Source organism: Bacteroidia bacterium (assembly GCA_025056095.1).
GTDB lineage: Bacteria > Bacteroidota > Bacteroidia > JANWVE01 > JANWVE01 > JANWVE01.
This window is the reverse complement of record JANWVW010000018.1, coordinates 1-21,708: the sequence shown is the minus strand read 5'-3', so window position 1 is coordinate 21,708 and position 21,708 is coordinate 1. Positions and strand designations below refer to the sequence as shown.

Here is a 21,708-nt window from a genome sequence, read left to right as displayed (position 1 = left end):
AATACGGATAACAGCTTAGTCTTGGTGATTGTAAGCTTGCATTCTTGTAACTATTATACTTATTTTGCGTTTACATCCTTGAACAACAGAAAACTAAAACGAAGTATACATGAAAAAAATATATTTTTACATCCTTGCTCTGACAGGACTGAGTGTACAAGGTCTGGCGCAAATTGTAGGAGGAAACTGCTATCTTGAAAGAAACTTCGTTCAAATGGCTGTGGGAAGCTGTGGAACTTATGGAGTAAGTGCTATACCTCCCGCAGGCTACTATCCCAACGTAACAGGTCGTTTTGGTTTCATTGCCGATCCCCCTCGTAATGGATGGACAGTTGCAGGACCAGGTACTTTTCCCAACTATATGGGGGATTATTTTACGCCTGGATCCCCTGAAGAAGGCTGGGGAATCGAGTTTAATATAGGCGCTACAAACTACAACTATGGTACATACCAACTTTGCGGCACTGGTCTTGGAGATACAGGACCTAGCGGACATGTACCCGGAGGTATTGTAGCTTACAACACTACCCCAACTAGCCGTCAAGCAGTTTGGCAAGGAAGTGTAATGGGACTGCAAATCACACAAACTACTACTATTTTCACAGATTCTCTCTACATTCTGACTTGTGTTAGAATACAAAATAACTCTCCTACTACGACATTCTCTAATGTTTACTACATGCGTAATGTAGACCCTGATAATGAACAGCCCTGGACGGGGGACTTTACTACCACAAACACAATAGTGTACCAACAACCTATGTCTTCGGGATCAAGAGCTTTGGTAAGTGCAGTAGGACTAACACACAGTGCTTATATCGGATTAGGTACAAAAGACACTCGTGCAAGAGTAACATACGGCGGCTTCTCTAATAGGGACCCAAGCGATATATGGAATTTCGTTGGATTTACAGGAACAATTGGTTCTACTAATACTTCCGACATAGCTATTTCAATTGCTTTCAACTTGGGAAATATTCCCCCCGGGGGATGCGCAGAGTTAGCTTACGTGTATGTACTTTCTGCGGCTCAACTAGAATCAGCACTTAATGCAACAAGTCCCACTTTCATTGCTAACGGAAAGGATATCACTACTTCTGGGTCTATAACCATTGGCGATTGCGATAGAGTAGAGTTAGAGATAGTCAACGGAACAGGGAATTGCTATGATGGTACCACATGGAACTGGACTTGGTCCCCTGCTACGGGATTAAGTAGCACATCAGGCACTTCTATTATAGCTGCACCTACTACCACTACTACCTATACGGTTACGGCTACTGATAACTGTGGCGCAGTAGTATATGTACAAGAAATACAAATCATTGTAGCACCTCCGTTGTCCGTTAGTGTACCTGCAACTTACCATTATTGCGGTAGTCCTGTTAGCATTGATGCAACAGTTTCAGGAGGAGCACCATTTACTTTATTTGCCTGTAACCCTGCTACATCGGCTTGCTCTGGACCTCAAAATACTTATACTGTTGGCACAGGAACTATAACTAACGGTACCACAGGCTATCCCAATCCTTATGGAAATGCAAGATGGGGCGCTAAACATCAATTCCTCATTAGAGCATCTGAACTAACCGCAGCAGGTCTTACTCCTGGCAACATAGATAGAATTTCTTTTAATGTACAAAGTACTAATGGAGTTACCTACAATAACTTCACGATTAGTATAGGCTGCACTAAATCAAGTACTCTAAGCGGTTTCGTAACAGGATTAACACCTGTATATGGACCCGTAAACTATGTCCCAACTGTGGGCTGGAATGACCACATATTTACCACACCTTACTATTGGGATGGTTCTAGTAACCTAATTGTAGAAACTTGTTTCAACAACAGTAGTGCAACACAGAACAGCCCTGTATTCTGCACAAACATGGGCTATAACTGCTCGGTTCAGTTCTATCAAAACTCCTCTACTGTTTGCTCCAACACATCAATATTCTTGTTATCTAATATCAGACCTAATATGCGCTTCAGACATTGCCCTACTCCACCTTCAACGTACTTCAAATATAATTGGTCGCCATCCACAGGGCTATCTTGCTCTACGTGTGAGGATCCATTTGCCAGTCCACCTACTACCCCGATTACTTATACTGTTACTGTTACAGATGCTAGCGGATGCACTGCCACAGCCAGCACCACTATTTTGCCTTGCTTACCCACAGGATTTACACTAGAAGGCAAACCTCAAAATCAAAATGTCATACTTTCATGGCTTTATCCTAACGACTTATCTTTCAAACACTTTGAAGTAGAACGTAGCACAGACGGACTAAACTACCAAAAAATAGCTACCTTGAAACCCGCAAATGACAAAGAAAGATATGAGTATTTAGACACAGATTTGAGGGCAGGAAGTTACAAATATCGCATCCGAAAAGTGAACAAAGATGGTTCAGATACGTACAGCAATACTGTGGAAATTACTATTTACTCAACAACCAATGGCTTCACGTTACAAAGCATAGCTCCTAATCCTGCTTACGACGCAATAACAATACAATACGAACTTACTACGGCAGGCAATGTTGAGTTTAGCATCTATGACTTGACAGGCAGAAAACTCAAAACTCTTTATGACAATAACGTAAGTACAGGTCAGTACGCAAAGCGGGTTTCTGTATCTGATTTACCTAATGGAAATTACTTGATAGCAGCTATTTTTAACGGACATACTCAACATTTTAGATTGAGTGTAGTGAGGTAAAAACTGATCTCAACTTTTACAAGTATGGATGGCGCCATTTTTCTATAAAGAGTGGCGCCAAATTATTTTATACCTAAAATAAGTAATTAAGTTTTGATTTATTTTTGTTTTGGGCGTGCCCCTTGCTGACGCAAGGGTCGGGGCATTCCGCACTGCGCTTTCGCTTCGGTACTTCGCTGCGCTTCGTACTGCCCTTACGGGCATGCTCCATGCCCCTCACGCAAATTACCTGTGCAATGATGTCTTTACCTTGTTTAATCTTGAAGTACAAGTACTTACAAGCTAAAACTTTGCATAAAGTGCATTGAAATGGTTATTTTAGAGATCCCTTGCGTGAGGCATGCGAAGGGCGTGCGTCAGCACGGTGCGGAGCGAAGCGTAGCACCGAAGCGATAGCGTAGCCCGTAGCACGCCGACCTTGTGGGCTTTTGCCCACAAGGGCACGCCCAAAAAAATAAAATTCAAATGCGTTCATCTAAAAAGAATGCACATAAACTTAATTAGTATATAGTTTGTCAAACTTGTATTTTTGCCCGTATGAAAATAGTTTCCTTAGAGGAAGCTTGTTCTGTAATACAGTCAGGCAATAGAGTGTTTATTCAAGGCGCTTCGGCTACACCACAGCAACTCATCAAAGGTATGGTAGCCCAAGCCGATAGACTACGAAATGTAGAAATTGTCCATATTCACACAGAAGGAGATGCCAGTTATACTCGCCCTGAGTATGGGCAAAGTTTCTATACAAACGTTTTTTTTATCGCAAAAAATACAAGAGATGCTATCCCTACTCACCGAGCAGACTATGTACCTATTTTTTTGAGTGAAGTACCGCTGCTGTTTCGCAGAAATATTTTACCCTTAGACGTCGCCCTGATACAAGTTTCGCCCCCTGATAAACATGGAAATTGCTCTCTAGGTCCTTCGGTAGATGTAACCTTAGCAGCCGTTCAAACCGCTAAATATGTAATTGCCCAAGTAAATCCGCAAATGCCGCGTACCTTCGGGGATGGAGTTATTCATCATAGCAGGATACATTTTGGGGTAGAAGTCAATGAACCTTTAATAACTCATCAACCTGCGGAACCTAATGAAATTGAACAAAAAATAGGTGAGCACATAGCTAACTTAGTAGAAGATGGCGCTACTCTACAAATGGGTATAGGTGCTATCCCTAACGCAGTTTTGAAATCACTTATTCATCACAAAGGTTTAGGAGTACATACAGAAATGTTTTCAGACGGTATTATTGACTTGGTAGAAAGAGGAGTTATTACAGGTGAACATAAAGTAACTCACAGGAATAAAATTGTAGCAGGTTTTGCGCTAGGTTCGCAGCGATTATTAGACTTTATTCATGATAATCCTAGTATTTTGATGTTAGATAGTCAGTATGTAAATGATACTGCAAATATTCGGCGAAACCCTAAGGTAACGGCTATCAATAGCGCTATTGAGGTAGATTTAACGGGTCAAGTTTGTGCAGATTCTATTGGTACAAAAATGTACTCGGGTGTAGGTGGGCAAATGGACTTTATTCGCGGGGCATCTTTGTCTGAAGGAGGAAAACCTATCATTGCTTTACCTTCTGTAACTTCAAAGGGTGAATCACGCATTGTAGCAACCTTAAAGCCAGGTGCAGGAGTTGTAACTACCCGCGCGCACGTGCATTATGTAGTTACAGAATATGGAGTTGCTTATTTGTATGGTAAAAATTTAGAGCAACGTGCCAAAGCATTGATTGCAATAGCCCATCCTGAACACAGAGAAAGTTTATCCAAAGCTGCCCGAGAACTATGGGGATAGTTCTATCGCCCATTTTACTAAAATGCCGTACCTTTGTAAAAGTATGCAAGCTTTGGTTTTAATAATGCTTTTGAGCGCGTTATCTTTTGCCCAAACGATTGATGTACTGACAGTACAAAAACAAGCTGAACTTGGAGATATTGAAGCCCAAGTGGTTCTAGGGGATATTTACATGGAAGGCAAGGATATGCCCCAAAATTTTGAAAAAGCATGCTACTGGTACCGCAAAGCCGCAGAGCAAGGCAGTAGTACAGGTGCAGTCAATTATGCGTACATGCTACAAAATGGTTTAGGTACCAAAAAGGATAGTTTAGCGGCTTTCAATTGGTATCAAAAAGCAGCAGACTTAGGCGATGCCGCAGGTATGTACAACTTAGGAACGTATTACGAGTTAGGTATCGTAGTCCCCAAAGATGAAGAAAAAGCAATAACGTGGTACAGAAAATCTGCTCTATTGGGCAATCCTATGGGGCAAAACGCATTAGCAGACTGCTATTTGTATGGAAAGGGCGTATCAAAGAATCCTTCAACTGCGGTATATTGGTACAGGCAAGCCGCAGAACAAGGTTTTGATTTAGCTCAATACAATCTAGGTATATGTTACGAAGAAGGCTTAGGAGTAGAAAAAAATTTGAAATTAGCTTTGGAATGGTACAAAAAAGCCGCTAAAAATAATTTTGCTGACGCTTTGTATGCTATTGGAACGTTTTACGAACAAGGGCAAGTAGTTTCAAAAAACATGGACAAAGCCATAGAATACTACCAAAAAGCAGCAAACTACGGCTATTTACCTGCCATTTATGATTTAGGCGTATGCTATGAAGAAGGTAAGGGCGTCAAACAAGATATTTCTAAGGCTGTGGAGTATTATGAGAAGGCTGTGCAGCAAGGCTTTCCACCTGCTCTGACCACAGTAGGAATGTTGTATTATGAAGGGATTTACGGAAAGAACCAAGACTATCAAAAGGCATTGAACTATTTTGAACAAGCTGCAGCGGAGCAAGAACCTTATGCACTATACATGCTTGCTCTTATGTATGCTATTGGACAAGGAACTGAAGAAAATATAGAAAAAGCAAAAATTTTTTATCAAAAAGCCAAAAATGTGGCTGACAATGAAGAACTTCAAGAGAAACTTCGGCAGCTTGCCCAAGAATTTGACTTGGAAAAATAATTTTAGTTCTCTAAAATAGCTTGTTTTATTTTTTGGGCGTATCCCTTCTAACGTAAGAGCTCGGGGGGGCATTCCGCAAGTAGCTTGAAGCACGCCGACCTTGTGGGCAAAAGCTTACAAAGGCATACTCAAAGAATTTAAAACTAATCATAAATTAATTCGTAGCTGTAATATCGTTAAATTTCATTATTTGAGGCTTTTTCTAATCCCAACTTTTTGTGTACAGTCCTAGCAGAATACGTAATACATCAAAAACCTTATCGCCAACCTCCCCCTAAGGCTCTGTATAAGTGAATAAATGCTTTTATTTGTTTGAGTTTAATCTCAATTAACTCAATTTTGGCTTCTAGAGCTTCTCGTTGAGTCAAAAGAACTTCTACATAATCTGCACGTGCTGCATTAAACAAATTATTAGCTACCTGAATAGATTGGGTCAAAATCTCTACTTGCTTCTGCTTTGTTTCAAAGCTTTGAGTGTAGTTATCTACCTGAGCTAATTGATTTATCACCTCAATATACGCACTTAACACTGTTTGCTCATACCTGATTATAGCCTGTAATTGTTTGGCAGTAGCCGTTTTGTAATTAGCCACTAAAACGTTTCTATTGACCAAAGGACCAAGCAACTCACTTGCAAGTCCGAATAAAATTCCTTCGGGTCTAAAAGCTAATTCGGGACTAAACCCTTGAGAACCTATACTTGAAGTAATCCGTAAAGAAGGATAAAAATTTGCTTTGGCTATTTTGACATCTAATTTAGCTGCTGCCAACTCTAATTCCCTTTGTTGGATATCTGGGCGATTTTGAAGTAGTTGTGCAGGTATCCCTGCTTGAATAGGCTTTAAATCAATGTCCCAAATAGAAACTTTGGGTCTATCAATAGGTTGAGGAAATCTACCTAATAAAAAATTGATTTTGTTTTCAGTTTGTATGCGTTTTTGTTTAAGGTCATACAGTAGGTTTTTAGTATTTAAGAGCTGTGCTTCAAACCGATTGACTGCTAATTGTGTAACTTTAGCTGCTTCCTTTTGTTGGTTTATCATCTTTAAACTGTTAAATTGAATAGCAATGTTTTGTTCAATAGTTTCTATCCAGTTGTCTAAAGCAATAAGTTCGTAGTAAGCTTCTGCTATTTCAGCTACCAACTGTGTAACCATAAAGTTTTTACCTTGTACAGTAGCTAAGTACCTTAGTTGTGCAGCTTTTTTGGCATTACGAAGTTTTTTCCAAATATCTACTTCCCAAGTTGTAAGTGCAGATAAACCAATATCAGTAAGAGGTTCAGGAATATGCGTTTCTGACTTGATGAAGGTACTATGCTCTACGGCACCATTTCGAGTATAACGCGCGGCTTTTTCTACACTGCTTTCGACATTTAAGTGGATATAAGGTAGATATTCTCCTTTACGTGCTTTAATCTCATTTTTACTTATTTCAATTTCTTGCAAAATGAGATTAAGTTCTTGGTTGTTTTTTAGGGCTATTTCTATCAGTTGGGTTAGTATGCTATCGTTGAAATAGGTGCGCCAGTTGGCGTGAGCTGTGTTAGTCGTATCTTGTGTATTTGTAAACGTATAGTTTTTTGGAAGCTGCTTACTTTCAGTACGTATAGTTTGCTGAAATAGTGTACATCCTGACAAAACAAATACAAACGATGTTGCTAAAATACAATTAAGAATGTTTTTTTCTTTCATAGCGAATTTTGAATAACTTTTTAATGGACTGAATAGGTTTTCTTTGAGAACGATGGGCGATAGGTTGTTCTAAGTGAGAAATCTCTTCAGTTAAAGGAGTGTGAAACTCTTCGCGAATCAATTTTCGGTTACCTGCTAACTTAGTAAAAGCATAGTACAAACCTGGTATGACAAGTACTCCAAAAACAGTTCCCAACAACATTCCCCCTAAAGCTGAGGAACCAATAGTTTTATTTCCTACTGCACCTGGTCCATGGGCTATGACTAAAGGGATTAAACCTACGATAAAAGCAAAAGAGGTCATGATGATAGGTCTTAATCGAACTCTTGCACCTTGTATAGCGGCTTCAAGGATAGTAGCTCCTTCTTCTTGTTTTTGTATAGCAAATTCTACAATAAGGATAGCATTTTTACCTAATAAGCCGACTAACATAATCAGTCCAATTTGCGCATATACATCATTAGCTAGACCCATTAGTTTCAAAAAAAAGAACGAACCAAATACACCTATGGGTAGAGAAAGTACTACCGCTAAGGGAATAATAAAACTTTCATATTGGGCAGATAGGACTAAATACACAAAACCTAAGACAATCAAAAAAATGTACAGTGCTTCGTTACCGCGTTTAGCTTCATCATAAGAAAGTCCTTCCCAAGCAATATCATACCCATGGGGTAAAGTTTGCTGGGCTACTTCTTGAATAGCTTTGATAGCATCTCCCGTAGTGTAGCCTGGTGCAGGCATACCACGTATTGAAGCAGAGTTGTACAAGTTGAACCTTGTAATTTCATTAGGACCTTGGGTTTTTTTCATCGTCATAAAGGCTGAATAAGGTACCATTTCTCCTGCTTCATTTTTGACAAATAAGTCTAAAATATCCGAAGGAATTCGTCTATATTCAGGAGCAGCTTGAGTATAGACCTTGAAAAAAGTATTAAAACGTATAAAACCTTGTTCATACGTGCTACCTATCAATATACCTAAGTTTTCCATTGCTTTGCCAATAGAAACCCCTTTTTGCATGGCTAGATCATTGTTGATAATCAGCTCGTACTGCGGGTAGTTGGCAGCATAAAAAGTGAACAAACCTGTGATTTCTTTACGTTTTCTTAGTTCTTTCATGAACTCTTGGTTTATTTTGTCAAATTCTTGGTAATCAATTGTAGTATTCTTGTCTAATAATCGAAGCGAAAAGCCATCTGATGAGCCATAACCAGGCACGGCAGGTGGTTCAAAAAACTCTATAATAGCCCCTAAATCTTTTGTTTTACGTTCTAATTCCTCAATAATCTCTCGAACAGATTGCTTTCTTTTACTCCAAGGTTTTAGGTTAATTAAGCAAGTTCCTGCATTAGAACCTCGCCCTTCGGTTAGGATCTCGTATCCCGCTAATGAAGTTACAGATTGTACGCCTTCTATACTTTTAGCTATTTTTTGTAACGACTGTGCTACTTGATATGTTTGCTCTAACGTACTACCTGGTCTGGTTTGGATAATGGCATAAATCATCCCTTGATCTTCATTAGGAATAAAACCTGATGGTAAAGTTTTATTTACTTGCACTATACCCCAAGCAAATCCGCCTAATATACCAAAGGTAAGTACTCTCCGATGTACAATCAAAGCTAAAAAGCGAGTATATTTTTCTGTACCTTTATCAAAAGTACGATTAAACCAATCTAAAAAGCGTTGAATAAGGCTTTTTCTTTTATTTTGATGCTGGATAGGTCTTAAAATCATTGCACATAAAACAGGAGTAAGAGTAAGCGCAATTAAACCTGATAACACAATACTACTTGCCATAGTAATAGCAAACTGTTTGTAAAACACCCCAACAGGACCACTCATAAAAGTAATCGGTACAAAAACAGAAACCATTACTAAGGTAATCGCAATCACAGCTCCACTAATCTCTTTTAACACTTTTTTAACAGCACTGTAGGGTCCTATGTGTTCCTGTTCCATTTTAGCATGAACGGCTTCTACAACTACAATCGCATCATCTACAACAATACCTATGGCTAACACCAAAGCAAATAAAGTAATCAAGTTAATGCTCAACCCAAACATTTGCATAAAAATAAAAGCCCCAATTAAAGATATAGGTACAGCAATAATCGGAATTAGGGTAGAACGCCAATCTCCTAAAAAAAGTAATACTACTAATGCTACTAACACAAAAGCTTCTAACAAGGTGTGTAATACTTGGTCAATAGATGCATTGACAAATTCAGAAACATCATAGTTTATTTCGTATTCCATGCCTGGGGGAAAATCTTTTTCTAATTCCTTCAATTTTTTCTTAACCTCACTAATCACCTTATTTGCGTTTGTTCCGACATTTTGCTTTATTACAATAGATGCAGAAGGATATCCATCTTTGTTTGAATAGATATCGAAAAACTCACTTCCTAACTCTACCTCTGCAATATCTTTTAATCTCAGCAGCTCGCCTTTTACATTTGCTCTAATGATAATGTTCTGATACTCTTCAGGTTTATTGTATCTACCCTTATAGGTAAGTACATATTCCAATGATTGAGCTTTTTTACCTGAGCTTTGTCCTAATCTACCAGGTCTACCAATAATACTTTGTTCGCTTAACGCTTTCATTACTTCTTCAGTGGATACATTGTAAGCTCGCATTTTATCAGGCTTGAGCCATATTCGCATAGCATACTGGCGACTACCTAGAATTTGTGCTCTACCCAAACCGTAGATGCGCTGTAATTCAGGGATAACATGAACATTTGCGTAGTTATATAGGAATTTTTCATCTGCGTTAGGATCTTTGCTGTATAAATTGACATACATTAGCATGCTGGGCTGAATAGGTGAAATGATAATCCCTTCCCTTTGCACTAAAGGGGGAAGATTGTTCATAACTTGATCCACTCGTGTTTTGACATTGACAACCGCTGCATTAGGATCCGTACCAGGTTCAAAAACAACTTGAATAGTTGCTTCACCTGCACTGGTAGCATCAGAAATAATGTATTGCATACCAGGCACTCCGTTGATAGCTCGTTCAAGAGGAATGAGTGTTGACTCTACTAGTACCTGTGCACTTGCCCCTGGATATGCAATAAAAATATTTACGCGTGGAGGGGCAATCTCAGGAAATTGTGCCACAGGTAACCTGCTCATTGAAATAAACCCTAAAAACAAAATAACTAATGAAATGGATATGGCTAAAACAGGTCTTTGAAGAATTTTGCTTAACATGTCCTTGAAAAATTAAAGGTTTTATTCTGCATGTAATTCATTAAGGTTTTTGATAATGCTATAAAAATCTTGCATTTCGCATTGTACTTTTTGGTTATTTTTCACTTTGCGAATACCCTGTACAATTACTCTATCTCTCTCTGTCAAACCTTTGCTAACAACATAAACGTGAGGCATCTCCGCACTTATACTAATGAGCTTGCTATGTACAATTCCTTGTTCATCCACCGTATAAACATACTTCTTATCTAATATCTCAAAAACGGCTTTTTGAGGGATAAGCAATGCATTTTTAATCTGAACAGGCATAAGAATCATACCTGTTTCACCATGGCGTAAAATTCGATTAGGATTTGAAAAACCTGCTCTAAAAGCAATATTTCCCGTTTCTGTGTTAAAGTCTGCTTCAATCGTTTCTATGATGCCCTCTTGGTCAAAAAGTTCATTGTTTGCCATTTTTAAGCGGACTTTAACAGGTTCTTTATTTTGTTTTCTACTTGTGATATAGTTAAGGTATTCTGCTTCGGGAACATTAAAATACGCCCACATTTTACTATTGTCTGAAAGTGTAGTTAAAAGCTCACCTTCTTCCACTAGGCTACCTAACCTAACATGAAATCTATCCATAATTCCATCAAAGGGCGCTTTGATTTCAGTAAAGCTGAGATGTGTTTTGGCTAATTCTAATTCTGCTTTGGCTTTATCTAATTTAGCTTTGGCTAAAGCTAATTCATTCTTAGATACAATCCCGCTGTCCGCTAATCGTTTTGTGTTTTGATACTCAATTGTAGCAAAATTGACTTCAGCTTGGGCTTTTTGCGTTTCTGCTTGGTACAAAGCAGGCATAATTTGAAACATTAGTGTTCCTTTTTTAATAAATTGCCCCTCGTCTACGTAGATATTTTGCAAGTAGCCTTTTTCTAATGCCCGTATTTCTATGTGCTGCACAGCTTGTATTTGGCAAACATACGGATGCTCAATTACAGTATCTTTGACTACAGGATAAGTGGCTACACATTTAACTAACGCTTCATTTTTATGCTCTTTATGCCGACAACTCTGAAATATAATCAGAGTAACACCTGTAATAAGAATAAGAAAATTTGTTTTCATACTGTTGGAAGTTTTGAATAGAACGTATTTTTTTACTTGGATAAAATGGTTGAGAACATTTTGCTAATTTTGCAAATACAGACTAAACCATAATCTGCAAAAAGCAGGAGTAATCTTTGGTAATATTGGTTACATAGGGGCTTAGTCAAAAAACTTCCAACTATGAAATAAAATGAAAAGAGGAGGTTTAGAATGTTTTTTGCGGCATACAACAGCAATATGTCTTACAATAGCATACTTACTTTGATTAAAAAACGAATAAGTAATTGTATTGGCTAAACCTTCTTTATTCTGTTTTTGGGAATCTTCTTTTTCCTGCTCTTTTTCTTCTTTGGACTGTTCAGGAATTGGAAGTAATGGACTATAAGGTTTTGTCTGATTGTGATTAGTAGTAAGTGAAGTACCTGAAAAGGTAACTTGATATTCTTGAAAAGATTGAGATTTTAGAAAGTTAAATACGAATGCAAAAGCCACCGTTAAGCTCAAAAGTATAGTGAGTAGTGTTATCTTAATTTTGGTGACTTTTGCATTTAGCATAACTTCATTTTAGCAAATATTATGCAAAAGTTTGATACAGAGTAGTTGATTAGATTATTTTTTTGGGCGTGCCCCTTGCTGACGCAAGGGTCGGGGCATTTCGCACTGCGCTTTCGCTTCGGTACTTCGCTAACGCTTCGTACTGCCTGACGGCATGCTCCATGCCCCTCACGCAAATTGCCTGTGCAGTTATGTCTTTACCTTGTTTGAGCTTGAAGTACAAGTACTTACAAGCTAAAACTTTGCATAAGATACAGAGAAATGGCTTTTTCAGAGATCCCTTGCGTGAGGCATGCGAAGGGTGGGCGTTAGCCCAGTGCGGAGCGAAGCGAAGCACCGAAGCGTTAGCGTAGCCCGTAGCACGCCGACCTTGCCCACACAAGCGCAAGCGAAGTGTGGGCAAGGGCACGCCCAAAAAATTATCAATCAAGTCATCCTAAAAAGACTTGTAAATCTAATACCGATAGTTTTTTTATCTTTGTACAAAAATATGCTAGTCAAAGTTTTTAGCAGTGCTATATACGGCATACACGCATACACTATCACCGTAGAAGTAAACGTGGGAGGAGGCTTTGGATATGCAATGGTAGGGCTGCCCGATAACGCCGTAAAAGAAAGCAAAGAACGTATTTTTACAGCATTGAAAAACAATCAGTTAGAAATACCTAAACACAAAATTGTAATTAACCTTGCACCCGCAGACATACGCAAAGAAGGTTCTGCATACGATTTACCTATCGCTATTGGTATTTTAGCAGCATCGGGACAAGTAGAAGTACAGAACTTAGAAAGCACTTTAATCTTAGGCGAACTGTCTTTGGATGGAAGCTTGCAACCGATTAAAGGGGCACTACCTATCGCAATTGAAGCCAGAAAAAAAGGCTTCAAACGAATAATACTGCCCGAAGTTAATGCAGGGGAAGCCGCTATTGTCAATGACGTAACTGTATATGGAATACAAAACTTACGCCAAGCAGTGGATTTGCTAAATGGTAAAGCAGCAGTAGAACCTGTTGTATTTGATACGCGTGCTTTATTTGAGCAAGCTCAAGAAGAGTATGACGTAGATTTTGCCGATGTCAAAGGTCAAGAGAACATCAAAAGAGCAATGGAAGTAGCAGCCGCAGGCGGACATAACATCATTCTTATAGGTGCCCCTGGCGCAGGTAAAACTATGTTAGCCAAAAGACTACCTACTATTTTGCCCCCTCTATCCTTACAAGAAGCCTTAGAAACAACAAAAATTCACTCGGTAGCAGGCAAACTCAATCACAAAAAAGGATTAGTAGCTATAAGACCTTTTAGAAGCCCGCATCATACCATTAGCGACGTGGCTTTGGTGGGCGGAGGAGCGTTCCCGCAACCAGGCGAAATATCTTTAGCCCATAACGGTGTTTTGTTTTTAGACGAGCTACCTGAATTCAAAAGGACGGTTTTAGAAGTAATGCGTCAGCCTTTAGAAGAGCGATGTGTAACTATTTCTAGGTCTAAATTTACCGTAGAATTCCCTGCCAGTTTCATGTTAGTGGCAGCAATGAATCCTTGCCCTTGTGGCTACTACAATCATCCTGAAAAAGAATGCGTATGCGCCCCAGGACAAGTACAAAAATACATGAGCAAAATTTCAGGACCTCTATTAGATAGAATAGATATCCACATTGAAGTAACTCCTGTTCCTTTCAAAGACTTGGCTTCCAAAGTTAAGCCTGAAAGTAGTCAATCTATACGTGAAAGAGTAGTCAAGGCTAGAAAAATTCAACAAGAAAGGTTTAAGAATATGCCTGGTATATACTGCAACGCGCAGATGCACAGTGCGTTAGTTCGCAAAATTTGCTGTATAGATGAAACCAGCGAAAACCTTTTGAAAACTGCCATGCAAAAGTTAGGGCTATCTGCTCGTGCTTATGACCGTATCTTAAAAGTGTCGCGCACTATTGCAGATTTAGAAGGATCGTCAGATATCAAACCGCAGCATGTTGCCGAAGCTATTCAGTATCGCAGTTTAGATAGAGAAAATTGGGGCACTTAGTAAAGAATTTTTAGGGATTGCAATACTTGTTAGAGTTTTTTGCGTTGGAATTGAGCTTGTAAGCTCTACATGTTGATTACAATTTTTCCAAACTGTCCGCCCTTTTTCATGAGGTCAAAAGCTTCTTGAATTTGATAAAGGCTAAACTCATGACTGATCAACGGAGTAAGCTGATGAGTGTTAATCATTTCTAGCATAGCTTCAAACTCCTGAGTGTTGCCCATTGTACTGCCCATAATAGTGAGCTGTTTCCAAAACACCTTTGCAGGTAAAATGTTATTGATGTTTCCTGTTGTACCGCCGTAAAAAACAATTCGCCCGCCTGGTTTGCAAACTTCTATCAATTTATTAAAGCCCTCCCCCGCTGCACCGTCAATAATAGCGTCAAAACCACCTGTTAGCTGTAAAGCCGATTTTTCCCAATTTGAATCTGTGTAGTTAAATCCTCCCTTAGCGCCGTATTGTTTAGCTTTCTCAATTTTCTCGTCATTACTTGAAGTTACAAATACATTAGCCCCTTTGCTTACAGCAAACTGCATAGCGAAGAAAGCTACTCCCCCTCCGATACCTGTAACCAAAACATTTTCAGTAGGTTGGACGTTAGCTCGTGTGATGGTAGCTCGGTACGCTGTTAGTCCTGCTAAGGGATAAGCCGCAGCTTGTGAAAATGACAAGTGCGTAGGTTTAGGATAAACAAATTCCGATGGAACTTTGACAAACTCTGCAAACGTACCATTGTCAGGTAAGCCTAAGATACGGTAAGCTTTACTTTGTACTTTGGGATTATCGCCCCAGTACCAAGAAGGGTTGATAATAACACTTTGTCCTTTGTTACAGTTTTTAACTTCATTTCCTACTTGGCTGACAATGCCTGCGCCATCTGAACCTAAAATAATAGGGAATTTCAAGCCTGCGTATTGTCCTTTTTGTATCCATACATCTCTGTGGTTAAGAGCTGCACTTTTGACTTCAATCAATACTTCATGGCTTTGTATTTCGGGAATGGGTACTTCTTCAATTTGTACAGGTTGGTGTACACCTCTTAATACGGCTGCTTTCATGCTTGTAAAGATATACAAATGGCACAACTTGAACTAAATTTTAAGTACAAAAAATTGAGTGTAATAGTGGGTTATTTTTTATGCTGTGCGCCCCCGCGAAAGCGGGGGCGCACAAAAACATTAAAAAAACACTAAAAACTCTACCTCACCTAAAACCTACCTCTTAGCTCATTTGACTTATCTTAACTATCAAATCTGCTACACGATTAGAATATCCCCATTCATTATCATACCAACCCACTACTTTAACTAAATTGCCCATTACAGCGGTAGACTGGGCATCAAAAATACAGGAGTGCGGATTGCCTACTATATCCGCAGAAACTAAGGGGTCTTCACTATACTCTAAAATGCCTTTCATAGTAGTTTCTGCGGCTTGTTTCATAGCAGCGTTAATTTCTTCTTTGGTTGCAGGGCGTTTAAGGACTGCGGTTAGGTCTGTGAGTGAGCCATCAGGAACGGGGACACGCATAGCTACACCATCTAACTTTCCATTAAGTTCGGGTAGTACTAAGCCCACGGCTTTGGCTGCACCTGTAGTAGTAGGGATGATGCTCAAAGCTGCGGCTCTTGCTCTACGCAAATCTTTGTGAGGAGCATCTTGTAAAGTTTGATCTTGCGTGTAAGCGTGTATAGTGGTCATGTATCCTCTTTCAATTCCGAAAGTGTCATGAAGTACTTTTGCCATAGGGGCTAGGCAGTTAGTAGTACAGGATGCGTTTGAAATAATTTGCATGTTTGGGGTTAACACAGAGTCATTGACACCTAATACCACTGTGGCATCTACTTCACCTGTGGCAGGTGCTGAAATGATAACTTTTTTTGCCCCAGCTTGCAAGTGTAGGCTTGCTTTTTCACGAGAGGTAAAAAGCCCTGTGGATTCTACCACTATATCCACACCTTTTTCGTTCCATTTAAGTTGAGAGGGGTCTTTTTGAGCGGAAACTAAAATTTTTTTTCCATTTACTATTATGGCATCAGGTTCTATGTTTATTACTCCGTTAAATCGACCGTGTACAGAGTCATACTTGAGAAGGTGGGCTAAGGTTTTTGTATCGGTCAAATCATTGATAGCGACTACGTTGATATTTGGCTTGGTTAGTAAGGCACGGAACACTAATCTACCAATGCGCCCAAAGCCATTTATTCCTACGTTAATAGTGGACATATTTTTGATGTTGATGTAAAGACTGCGGCAAAAATATCAAACAATTTTAGAAAGTCCACTTTTTAGTGTAGTGGATGATTATATTTTGGGCGTGCCCCTTGCTGCGCAAGGGTCGGGGCATTCCGCACTACGCTTCGCTTCGGTACTTCGCTAACGCTTCGTACTGCCTAACGGCATGCTCCATGCCCCTCACGCAGATGACCTGTGCAATTATGTCTTTACCTTGTTTAAGCTTGAAGTACAATTACTTACAAGCTAAAGCCTTGCATAACACACAGAGAAACGATTATTTCAGAGATCCCTTGCGTGAGGCATGCGAAGGGTGGGCGTTAGCCCAGTGCGAAGCGTAGCGTAGCACCGAAGCGTTAGCGTAGCCCGTAGCACGCCGACCTTGTGGGCATGAGCGCAAGCGAAATGCCCACAAGGACACGCCCAAAAAATTAAAACAATCTTAAATAATTCAATCAGTATTCCTATTTTCGCACAACAAAAAACCATTTTTCAAAAATTACTGCAACTTGACTAACTCAATCTCATAATATAGAGGTGTATTAGGCGGAATAATATCGTAACCTTCTTTGCCGTAGCAAAGTTGAGCAGGTATCAAAAAATTGCCCTTACCTCCTTCTTTAAGCAGCATGACAGCTTCTTCTATGCCAGGTATAACTACGCTGGGCTTAGCACCTAATCTAAACCAAAATGGTTCTTTACCTTGTGAAGTGTGAATAATTTGATTGTCTAAAAACCTACCTGTGTAATGAATGTAAGCTTTTTTACCTTTTTGAGCAGGTTTCGTTCCTTCACGAGTAATAACATAAATAATTCCCGAAGGTGTCCTTTGGGCTTTGGTAGTGTCAAAGTCTATTTTGTAGTGATTATGAGAGACTTTTGAATTTTCCTTTGGCAAAGTATCTTTTTGCTTTTGGACTTTTTCACTTTTTTTTGGATTGCAGCTCAAAAGTATCCCTATCCCGCATAGCCATGTCAATACTAAATTTACAACAGAGTGCCTTTTTACATTCATTATTTTAGTTTAAGTCCTTGAAGTTGAACGTTTCTAAGAATTTCGTAGAAAATTCTCCTTTTTTGAATTTTTCATCTCGCATTAGCTTCAAGTGGAAGGGGATAGTAGTTTTAATTCCGTCAATAATGAATTCTTGTAAAGCGCGCTCCATTTTGACAATGGCTTCTTCGCGAGTAAAAGCGGATACAATCAGCTTTGCAATCATGGAATCGTAGTTAGGCGGAATGACATAACCTGCATACACATGGGTGTCTACGCGTACTCCATGCCCACCAGGAACGTGAAAAGTAGTAACCTTACCAGGGGAAGGTCTAAAATCATTAGCAGGGTCTTCTGCATTGATACGGCACTCTATGGCTACACGGTTTTTGGGAGGATAGTATAATTTTCCTGATACTTTTTCACCTGCGGCAACTAATATTTGCTCTTTAATAAGGTCAAAGTCAAAAACTTCTTCTGTTACAGGGTGTTCTACTTGAATACGAGTGTTCATTTCCATAAAATAAAAGTTATTGTATTTATCTACCAAAAATTCTATGGTACCTGCACCTTCGTATTTGACATATTTAGCCCCTTTTACAGCGGCTTCGCCCATTTTTTTACGAAGTTCAGGTGTCAAATAAGGGGAAGGACATTCTTCTAGCAGCTTTTGATGTCTGCGCTGAATGGAACATTCTCTTTCGCTCAAATGAGAAACATTTCCATATTGGTCGCCTATTACTTGTATTTCAATGTGTCTTGGTTCTTCCAAGTATTTTTCCATGTATAAACCATCATTGCCAAAAGCTGCACTAGCTTCCATGCGGCATTTATCCCAAGCATCGGCAAGTTCATCCTCTTTCCATACGATTCGCATGCCTTTGCCCCCTCCGCCCGCGGTAGCCTTGAGAATAACAGGATAACCTATCTTCTTAGCTACTTTTTTGGCTTCTGAAAGCGATTCTAACAATCCATCTGAACCAGGTATAACAGGTACACCTGCTGCGCGCATGGTTTCTTTGGCGGTTACTTTGTCCCCCATAGCTTTGATAACCTCAGGGGGTGAACCAATAAACTTAATATTATGCTCCGCGCAAATACGAGAAAACTCTGCATTTTCGCTTAAAAAACCATAACCTGGGTGAATGGCATCGGCATTTGTAATTTCTGCTGCGGCGATAATATTAGGTATGTTCAAATAACTTTCCTTACTTACAGGAGGTCCAATACATACGGCTTCATCTGCAAATTTTACATGCAAACTATCCCTATCCGCAGTAGAATACACTGCTACTGTGGCAATACCCATTTCCTTGCAAGTGCGTATGATGCGTAGAGCAATCTCACCACGATTAGCAATTAGTATTTTATTAAATAGTTTGACAGCCATGTTGCATTCAATAAAGTGAGCGCACAAAAATAAAAAATGTTACGTATTTGGGGAATTATAAGCTTGGCATTTGAATAGTTCTACCTAGCATATTACTCTTCTTCAGGATTTTCATCCGCATGAGGAGAAATAAAGTATTCAGGAAAAAACCTACGAGCAAATACTTCTAACTTGTTCAACTTTTCAATGTTGTTCATAGAAATGTAACTATTTCTCAAATTGACTAACATTCTTTTGATAATATCCACATTCGTACAAGGATTGTAGTATTCAGGCTTAGGCGTTAGCTGGGCATTTTGAATAAACGCATCTATTTCAGACTTATGAAAAATTACGCCCTGATTAAATGCGTTAATGTAAAATTCTTCATTCGCATCTCTGTATATCATAATGAAGTGCGCAGGCAAATTAACCCCAAAAATAGGCACACGCATACGATGCGCTATGCTCAAATAAATGATAGATAATGATAAGGGAATCCCCCTACGCAAATCTATTACCCTGTGCATGTAGCTGTTGTCAGGGTGCTGATAGTTCTCCGTAGCCCCATGAAATCCTTCCTTCTTAAACAAAACTAAATTGATACTTCTGACAATATCTATTGGTGTAGGATAAACAGGTAAAATTGAAAGTACTTTTTGGTGCCACTTATGTACACAGTCAAAATAAAATTTAGTGTCGATGTGGGGGTTCATGTATAATGTAACCCACATAGCTCCTTCAAAAATATCTTTACAACCTTTTTGTAGCCATTCAGAAAACTGTGTAAAAACTTCTTCTCTAACTAACTTGTCTAATATACTTTGCAGGTATACGTTTTGTAAAGCATCGGGGGTATGCGCAATGTATTGTTTGAGTAAATCCTTGCGCTCTAAAAGGTGCTTTTCTATCTCATCGGCAATGGACGGATCTTCTAACAAATAGAGCAATGTCTGAATTTCCTTAGTTTCTTTCTCTGAAAGCATATACTATTTTTTCTTTTGATTTTCTCGCCATTCATAGACCCATGCTGCTTGTATTTTCTCTAAATGTCCTTCGTTACAATCTTTAGGTTCACCTTTGAAGTTAGGAATTTCCAGTACCCATTTGTATAGGTCTGTAAAGCGTATTCTGTATATTTTAGACTCATTGAACTCATCGCCAAAACGTTCGTATAAAGCCATGGCGATGTCTTCGTAATCTGACCAGTAGATAGGTGGTTCAAAGCTCATAGTTCTTTACGCAAATATAGCCAAAATAACAACAAAAATTTGGATTTGAATTCAAAAAATGTATGTTGTTAGTACATAAGTCAGCATATTTTGTTTGAAAATAAGTCAAAATCAATTCAAAAATTCAAAGCCTATGTCTTTGCGATAATACTTATTTTCAAACTGAACTTGGGCTGCACCTTTTAGCGCTTTAAATTTTGCTTCGCTTAGACTATCTCCTTGAGCTACTACACTCATAACTCGCCCGCCTGCATTTACCAATTGCCCATTTTGCCACTTTGTCCCCGCATGATACACTACATAATCCTCCGTAGAATGATAGTTTGTAATAATTTTACCTGTTTCAAACTGTTCAGGATAACCCTGACTAGCTAATACTATACCTATCGCGTGCTGTTTTTTTATTTTGATTCTACACTCATGTAAAGTTTGCTGGCGGATATGTTCAAAAATTTCTATCCAGTCATTTTCTACACGTTGCAAAATAACTTGCGCTTCAGGATCGCCAAAGCGGCAATTAAATTCTACTACCTTGGGATTGCCATTGACATTCATCAAGCCTATAAACAAAATTCCTACATACTCAATGCCTTCCTCAATTAAACCTCGTATAGTAGGTTGTACAATCTCTGTTTCTACTTTTTTCATGAACGCTTCATCTGCAAAAGGTACAGGACTTACTGCGCCCATTCCGCCCGTATTCAAACCTGTATCTCCCTCTCCAATTCTTTTGTAGTCTTTGGCTTCAGGTAAAAGGGTATAATATTTTCCATCACACAGTACAAATGCTGAAAGTTCAATACCTTGCATAAACTCCTCTATAACTACGGTATGCCCAGCTTTACCAAATTTATCCTGTTGCATCATAGATAAAAGGGCTTCTTGGGCATCTGACTGCGTTTGTGCGATAATTACGCCTTTGCCTGCTGCTAAGCCATCTGCTTTAAGAACAACAGGTAAAGAGTGAGTTTTAATGTACTCCAAAGCTTGTTGTATTTCTGATTTATGAAATACTTTATACGATGCCGTAGGAATTTGATATTTTGTCAAAAAAGATTTAGTAAAGGACTTGCTGCCTTCCAATTGGGCTGCTCGGGCGTTAGGACCTATGACAAAAGTTTTTTCCCCCTTAAAGATGTCTGCTATTCCTTGTACTAAGGGCGCTTCGGGACCTACCACTAAAAAGTCAATTTCTTTTTCTTTGCAAAAGGATTTTATGCGTTCAAAGTCATTGGCTGAAATATCATATACACACTCTATTTTCATTATTGACATACCTGGGTTGCCTGGGATAGCATACACTTTTTCGCATCTCGGACTTTTTTGGATAGCGTGTGCTAGAGCATGCTCTCTTGCTCCTGAACCTATGACTGCTACTTTCATACTGCAAAGGTAAAATTTTGCAAAGCAAGTGCGATGAACCAGATAAAGCTTACAAATTAAGCAGCAAGTTTTATGGGCAAATATTCTAAAAGGCATGAAGTTGATTTTTAGAATTTAATTTTTTTGGGCGTGCCCCTTGCTGACGCAAGGGTCGGGGCATTCCGCACTACGCTTCGCTTCGGTACTTCGCT

General features: G+C 39.1%; 20 protein-coding genes. 4 read left to right on the top strand and 16 right to left on the bottom strand.

What is annotated here, in order from left to right:
• Positions 1 to 109: 109 nt before the first annotated feature.
• Positions 110 to 2,725: a T9SS type A sorting domain-containing protein gene (locus tag NZ519_02790; GenBank protein MCS7027669.1), complete on the top strand. Its 2,616-nt coding sequence runs from the start codon at positions 110 to 112 to the stop codon at positions 2,723 to 2,725.
• A 73-nt stretch (positions 2,726 to 2,798) separates the two neighbouring features.
• Here the strand turns inward: NZ519_02790 and NZ519_02785 are convergent, their stop codons facing one another.
• The gene (locus tag NZ519_02785; protein MCS7027668.1) at positions 2,799 to 2,996 is read right to left on the bottom strand and encodes a hypothetical protein; all 198 of its coding nucleotides are present in this window, start codon (positions 2,994 to 2,996) and stop codon (positions 2,799 to 2,801) included.
• Positions 2,997 to 3,038: 42 nt separating this feature from the next.
• A complete protein-coding gene (locus tag NZ519_02780; GenBank protein ID MCS7027667.1) occupies positions 3,039 to 3,161 on the bottom strand; it encodes a hypothetical protein in 123 nt (40 codons plus the stop codon).
• Positions 3,162 to 3,262: 101 nt separating this feature from the next.
• On the opposite strand from NZ519_02780, the gene NZ519_02775 reads away from it, so the two are divergent.
• Positions 3,263 to 4,528 carry a 4-hydroxybutyrate CoA-transferase gene (locus NZ519_02775; GenBank protein MCS7027666.1) on the top strand — a complete coding sequence of 422 codons (1,266 nt, stop codon included), beginning with the start codon at positions 3,263 to 3,265 and terminating at the stop codon, positions 4,526 to 4,528.
• A 22-nt stretch (positions 4,529 to 4,550) separates the two neighbouring features.
• Positions 4,551 to 5,702 (top strand): SEL1-like repeat protein, encoded by a 1,152-nt coding sequence (locus NZ519_02770; GenBank protein MCS7027665.1) that lies wholly within the window; start codon positions 4,551 to 4,553, stop codon positions 5,700 to 5,702.
• Positions 5,703 to 5,727: 25 nt separating this feature from the next.
• Here the strand turns inward: NZ519_02770 and NZ519_02765 are convergent, their stop codons facing one another.
• The 6 genes from NZ519_02765 to NZ519_02740 all read right to left on the bottom strand — a co-directional run bounded on the left by NZ519_02765 (position 5,728) and on the right by NZ519_02740 (position 12,687).
• Positions 5,728 to 5,853, bottom strand: coding sequence for a hypothetical protein (locus NZ519_02765; GenBank protein MCS7027664.1), 126 nt, complete (start codon positions 5,851 to 5,853; stop codon positions 5,728 to 5,730).
• Between the two features lie 106 nt (positions 5,854 to 5,959).
• Positions 5,960 to 7,396, bottom strand: a complete 1,437-nt coding sequence (locus tag NZ519_02760) for an efflux transporter outer membrane subunit (protein MCS7027663.1) — start codon at positions 7,394 to 7,396, stop codon at positions 5,960 to 5,962.
• Positions 7,374 to 10,622, bottom strand: a complete 3,249-nt coding sequence (locus NZ519_02755) for an efflux RND transporter permease subunit (protein MCS7027662.1) — start codon at positions 10,620 to 10,622, stop codon at positions 7,374 to 7,376. Before NZ519_02755 ends, NZ519_02760 begins: the two co-directional genes overlap by 23 nt.
• 21 nt (positions 10,623 to 10,643) lie before the next feature.
• Positions 10,644 to 11,735 (bottom strand): efflux RND transporter periplasmic adaptor subunit, encoded by a 1,092-nt coding sequence (locus NZ519_02750; GenBank protein MCS7027661.1) that lies wholly within the window; start codon positions 11,733 to 11,735, stop codon positions 10,644 to 10,646.
• Positions 11,736 to 11,876: 141 nt separating this feature from the next.
• Positions 11,877 to 12,272 (bottom strand): hypothetical protein, encoded by a 396-nt coding sequence (locus NZ519_02745; protein ID MCS7027660.1) that lies wholly within the window; start codon positions 12,270 to 12,272, stop codon positions 11,877 to 11,879.
• A gap of 49 nt (positions 12,273 to 12,321) precedes the next feature.
• Positions 12,322 to 12,687: a hypothetical protein gene (locus tag NZ519_02740; GenBank protein MCS7027659.1), complete on the bottom strand. Its 366-nt coding sequence runs from the start codon at positions 12,685 to 12,687 to the stop codon at positions 12,322 to 12,324.
• A gap of 75 nt (positions 12,688 to 12,762) precedes the next feature.
• On the opposite strand from NZ519_02740, the gene NZ519_02735 reads away from it, so the two are divergent.
• Positions 12,763 to 14,301: a YifB family Mg chelatase-like AAA ATPase gene (locus NZ519_02735; GenBank protein MCS7027658.1), complete on the top strand. Its 1,539-nt coding sequence runs from the start codon at positions 12,763 to 12,765 to the stop codon at positions 14,299 to 14,301.
• Between the two features lie 65 nt (positions 14,302 to 14,366).
• On the opposite strand, the gene NZ519_02730 is transcribed toward NZ519_02735, so the two are convergent.
• The 8 genes from NZ519_02730 to purD form a co-directional block, all read right to left on the bottom strand.
• Complete coding sequence (locus NZ519_02730; GenBank protein ID MCS7027657.1) at positions 14,367 to 15,362, bottom strand: zinc-binding dehydrogenase; 996 nt, start codon at positions 15,360 to 15,362, stop codon at positions 14,367 to 14,369.
• A 163-nt stretch (positions 15,363 to 15,525) separates the two neighbouring features.
• Positions 15,526 to 16,530: a type I glyceraldehyde-3-phosphate dehydrogenase gene (gap, locus tag NZ519_02725; protein MCS7027656.1), complete on the bottom strand. Its 1,005-nt coding sequence runs from the start codon at positions 16,528 to 16,530 to the stop codon at positions 15,526 to 15,528.
• A gap of 286 nt (positions 16,531 to 16,816) precedes the next feature.
• Positions 16,817 to 16,966 carry a hypothetical protein gene (locus tag NZ519_02720; GenBank protein ID MCS7027655.1) on the bottom strand — a complete coding sequence of 50 codons (150 nt, stop codon included), beginning with the start codon at positions 16,964 to 16,966 and terminating at the stop codon, positions 16,817 to 16,819.
• A 72-nt stretch (positions 16,967 to 17,038) separates the two neighbouring features.
• Positions 17,039 to 17,518 carry an FKBP-type peptidyl-prolyl cis-trans isomerase gene (locus tag NZ519_02715; protein ID MCS7027654.1) on the bottom strand — a complete coding sequence of 160 codons (480 nt, stop codon included), beginning with the start codon at positions 17,516 to 17,518 and terminating at the stop codon, positions 17,039 to 17,041.
• 40 nt (positions 17,519 to 17,558) lie between these two features.
• Entirely contained in the window at positions 17,559 to 18,923 is a 1,365-nt protein-coding gene (accC, locus tag NZ519_02710) for an acetyl-CoA carboxylase biotin carboxylase subunit (protein MCS7027653.1), read from the bottom strand.
• 92 nt (positions 18,924 to 19,015) lie between these two features.
• On the bottom strand, positions 19,016 to 19,888 hold the full coding sequence (locus NZ519_02705) for a transglutaminase-like domain-containing protein (GenBank protein ID MCS7027652.1): 873 nt from the start codon (positions 19,886 to 19,888) through the stop codon (positions 19,016 to 19,018).
• A gap of 3 nt (positions 19,889 to 19,891) precedes the next feature.
• Positions 19,892 to 20,134 carry a Fe-S cluster assembly protein IscX gene (gene iscX, locus NZ519_02700; protein MCS7027651.1) on the bottom strand — a complete coding sequence of 81 codons (243 nt, stop codon included), beginning with the start codon at positions 20,132 to 20,134 and terminating at the stop codon, positions 19,892 to 19,894.
• Between the two features lie 111 nt (positions 20,135 to 20,245).
• The gene (purD, locus tag NZ519_02695) at positions 20,246 to 21,517 is read right to left on the bottom strand and encodes a phosphoribosylamine--glycine ligase (protein ID MCS7027650.1); all 1,272 of its coding nucleotides are present in this window, start codon (positions 21,515 to 21,517) and stop codon (positions 20,246 to 20,248) included.
• Between the last annotated feature and the right edge of the window lie 191 nt (positions 21,518 to 21,708).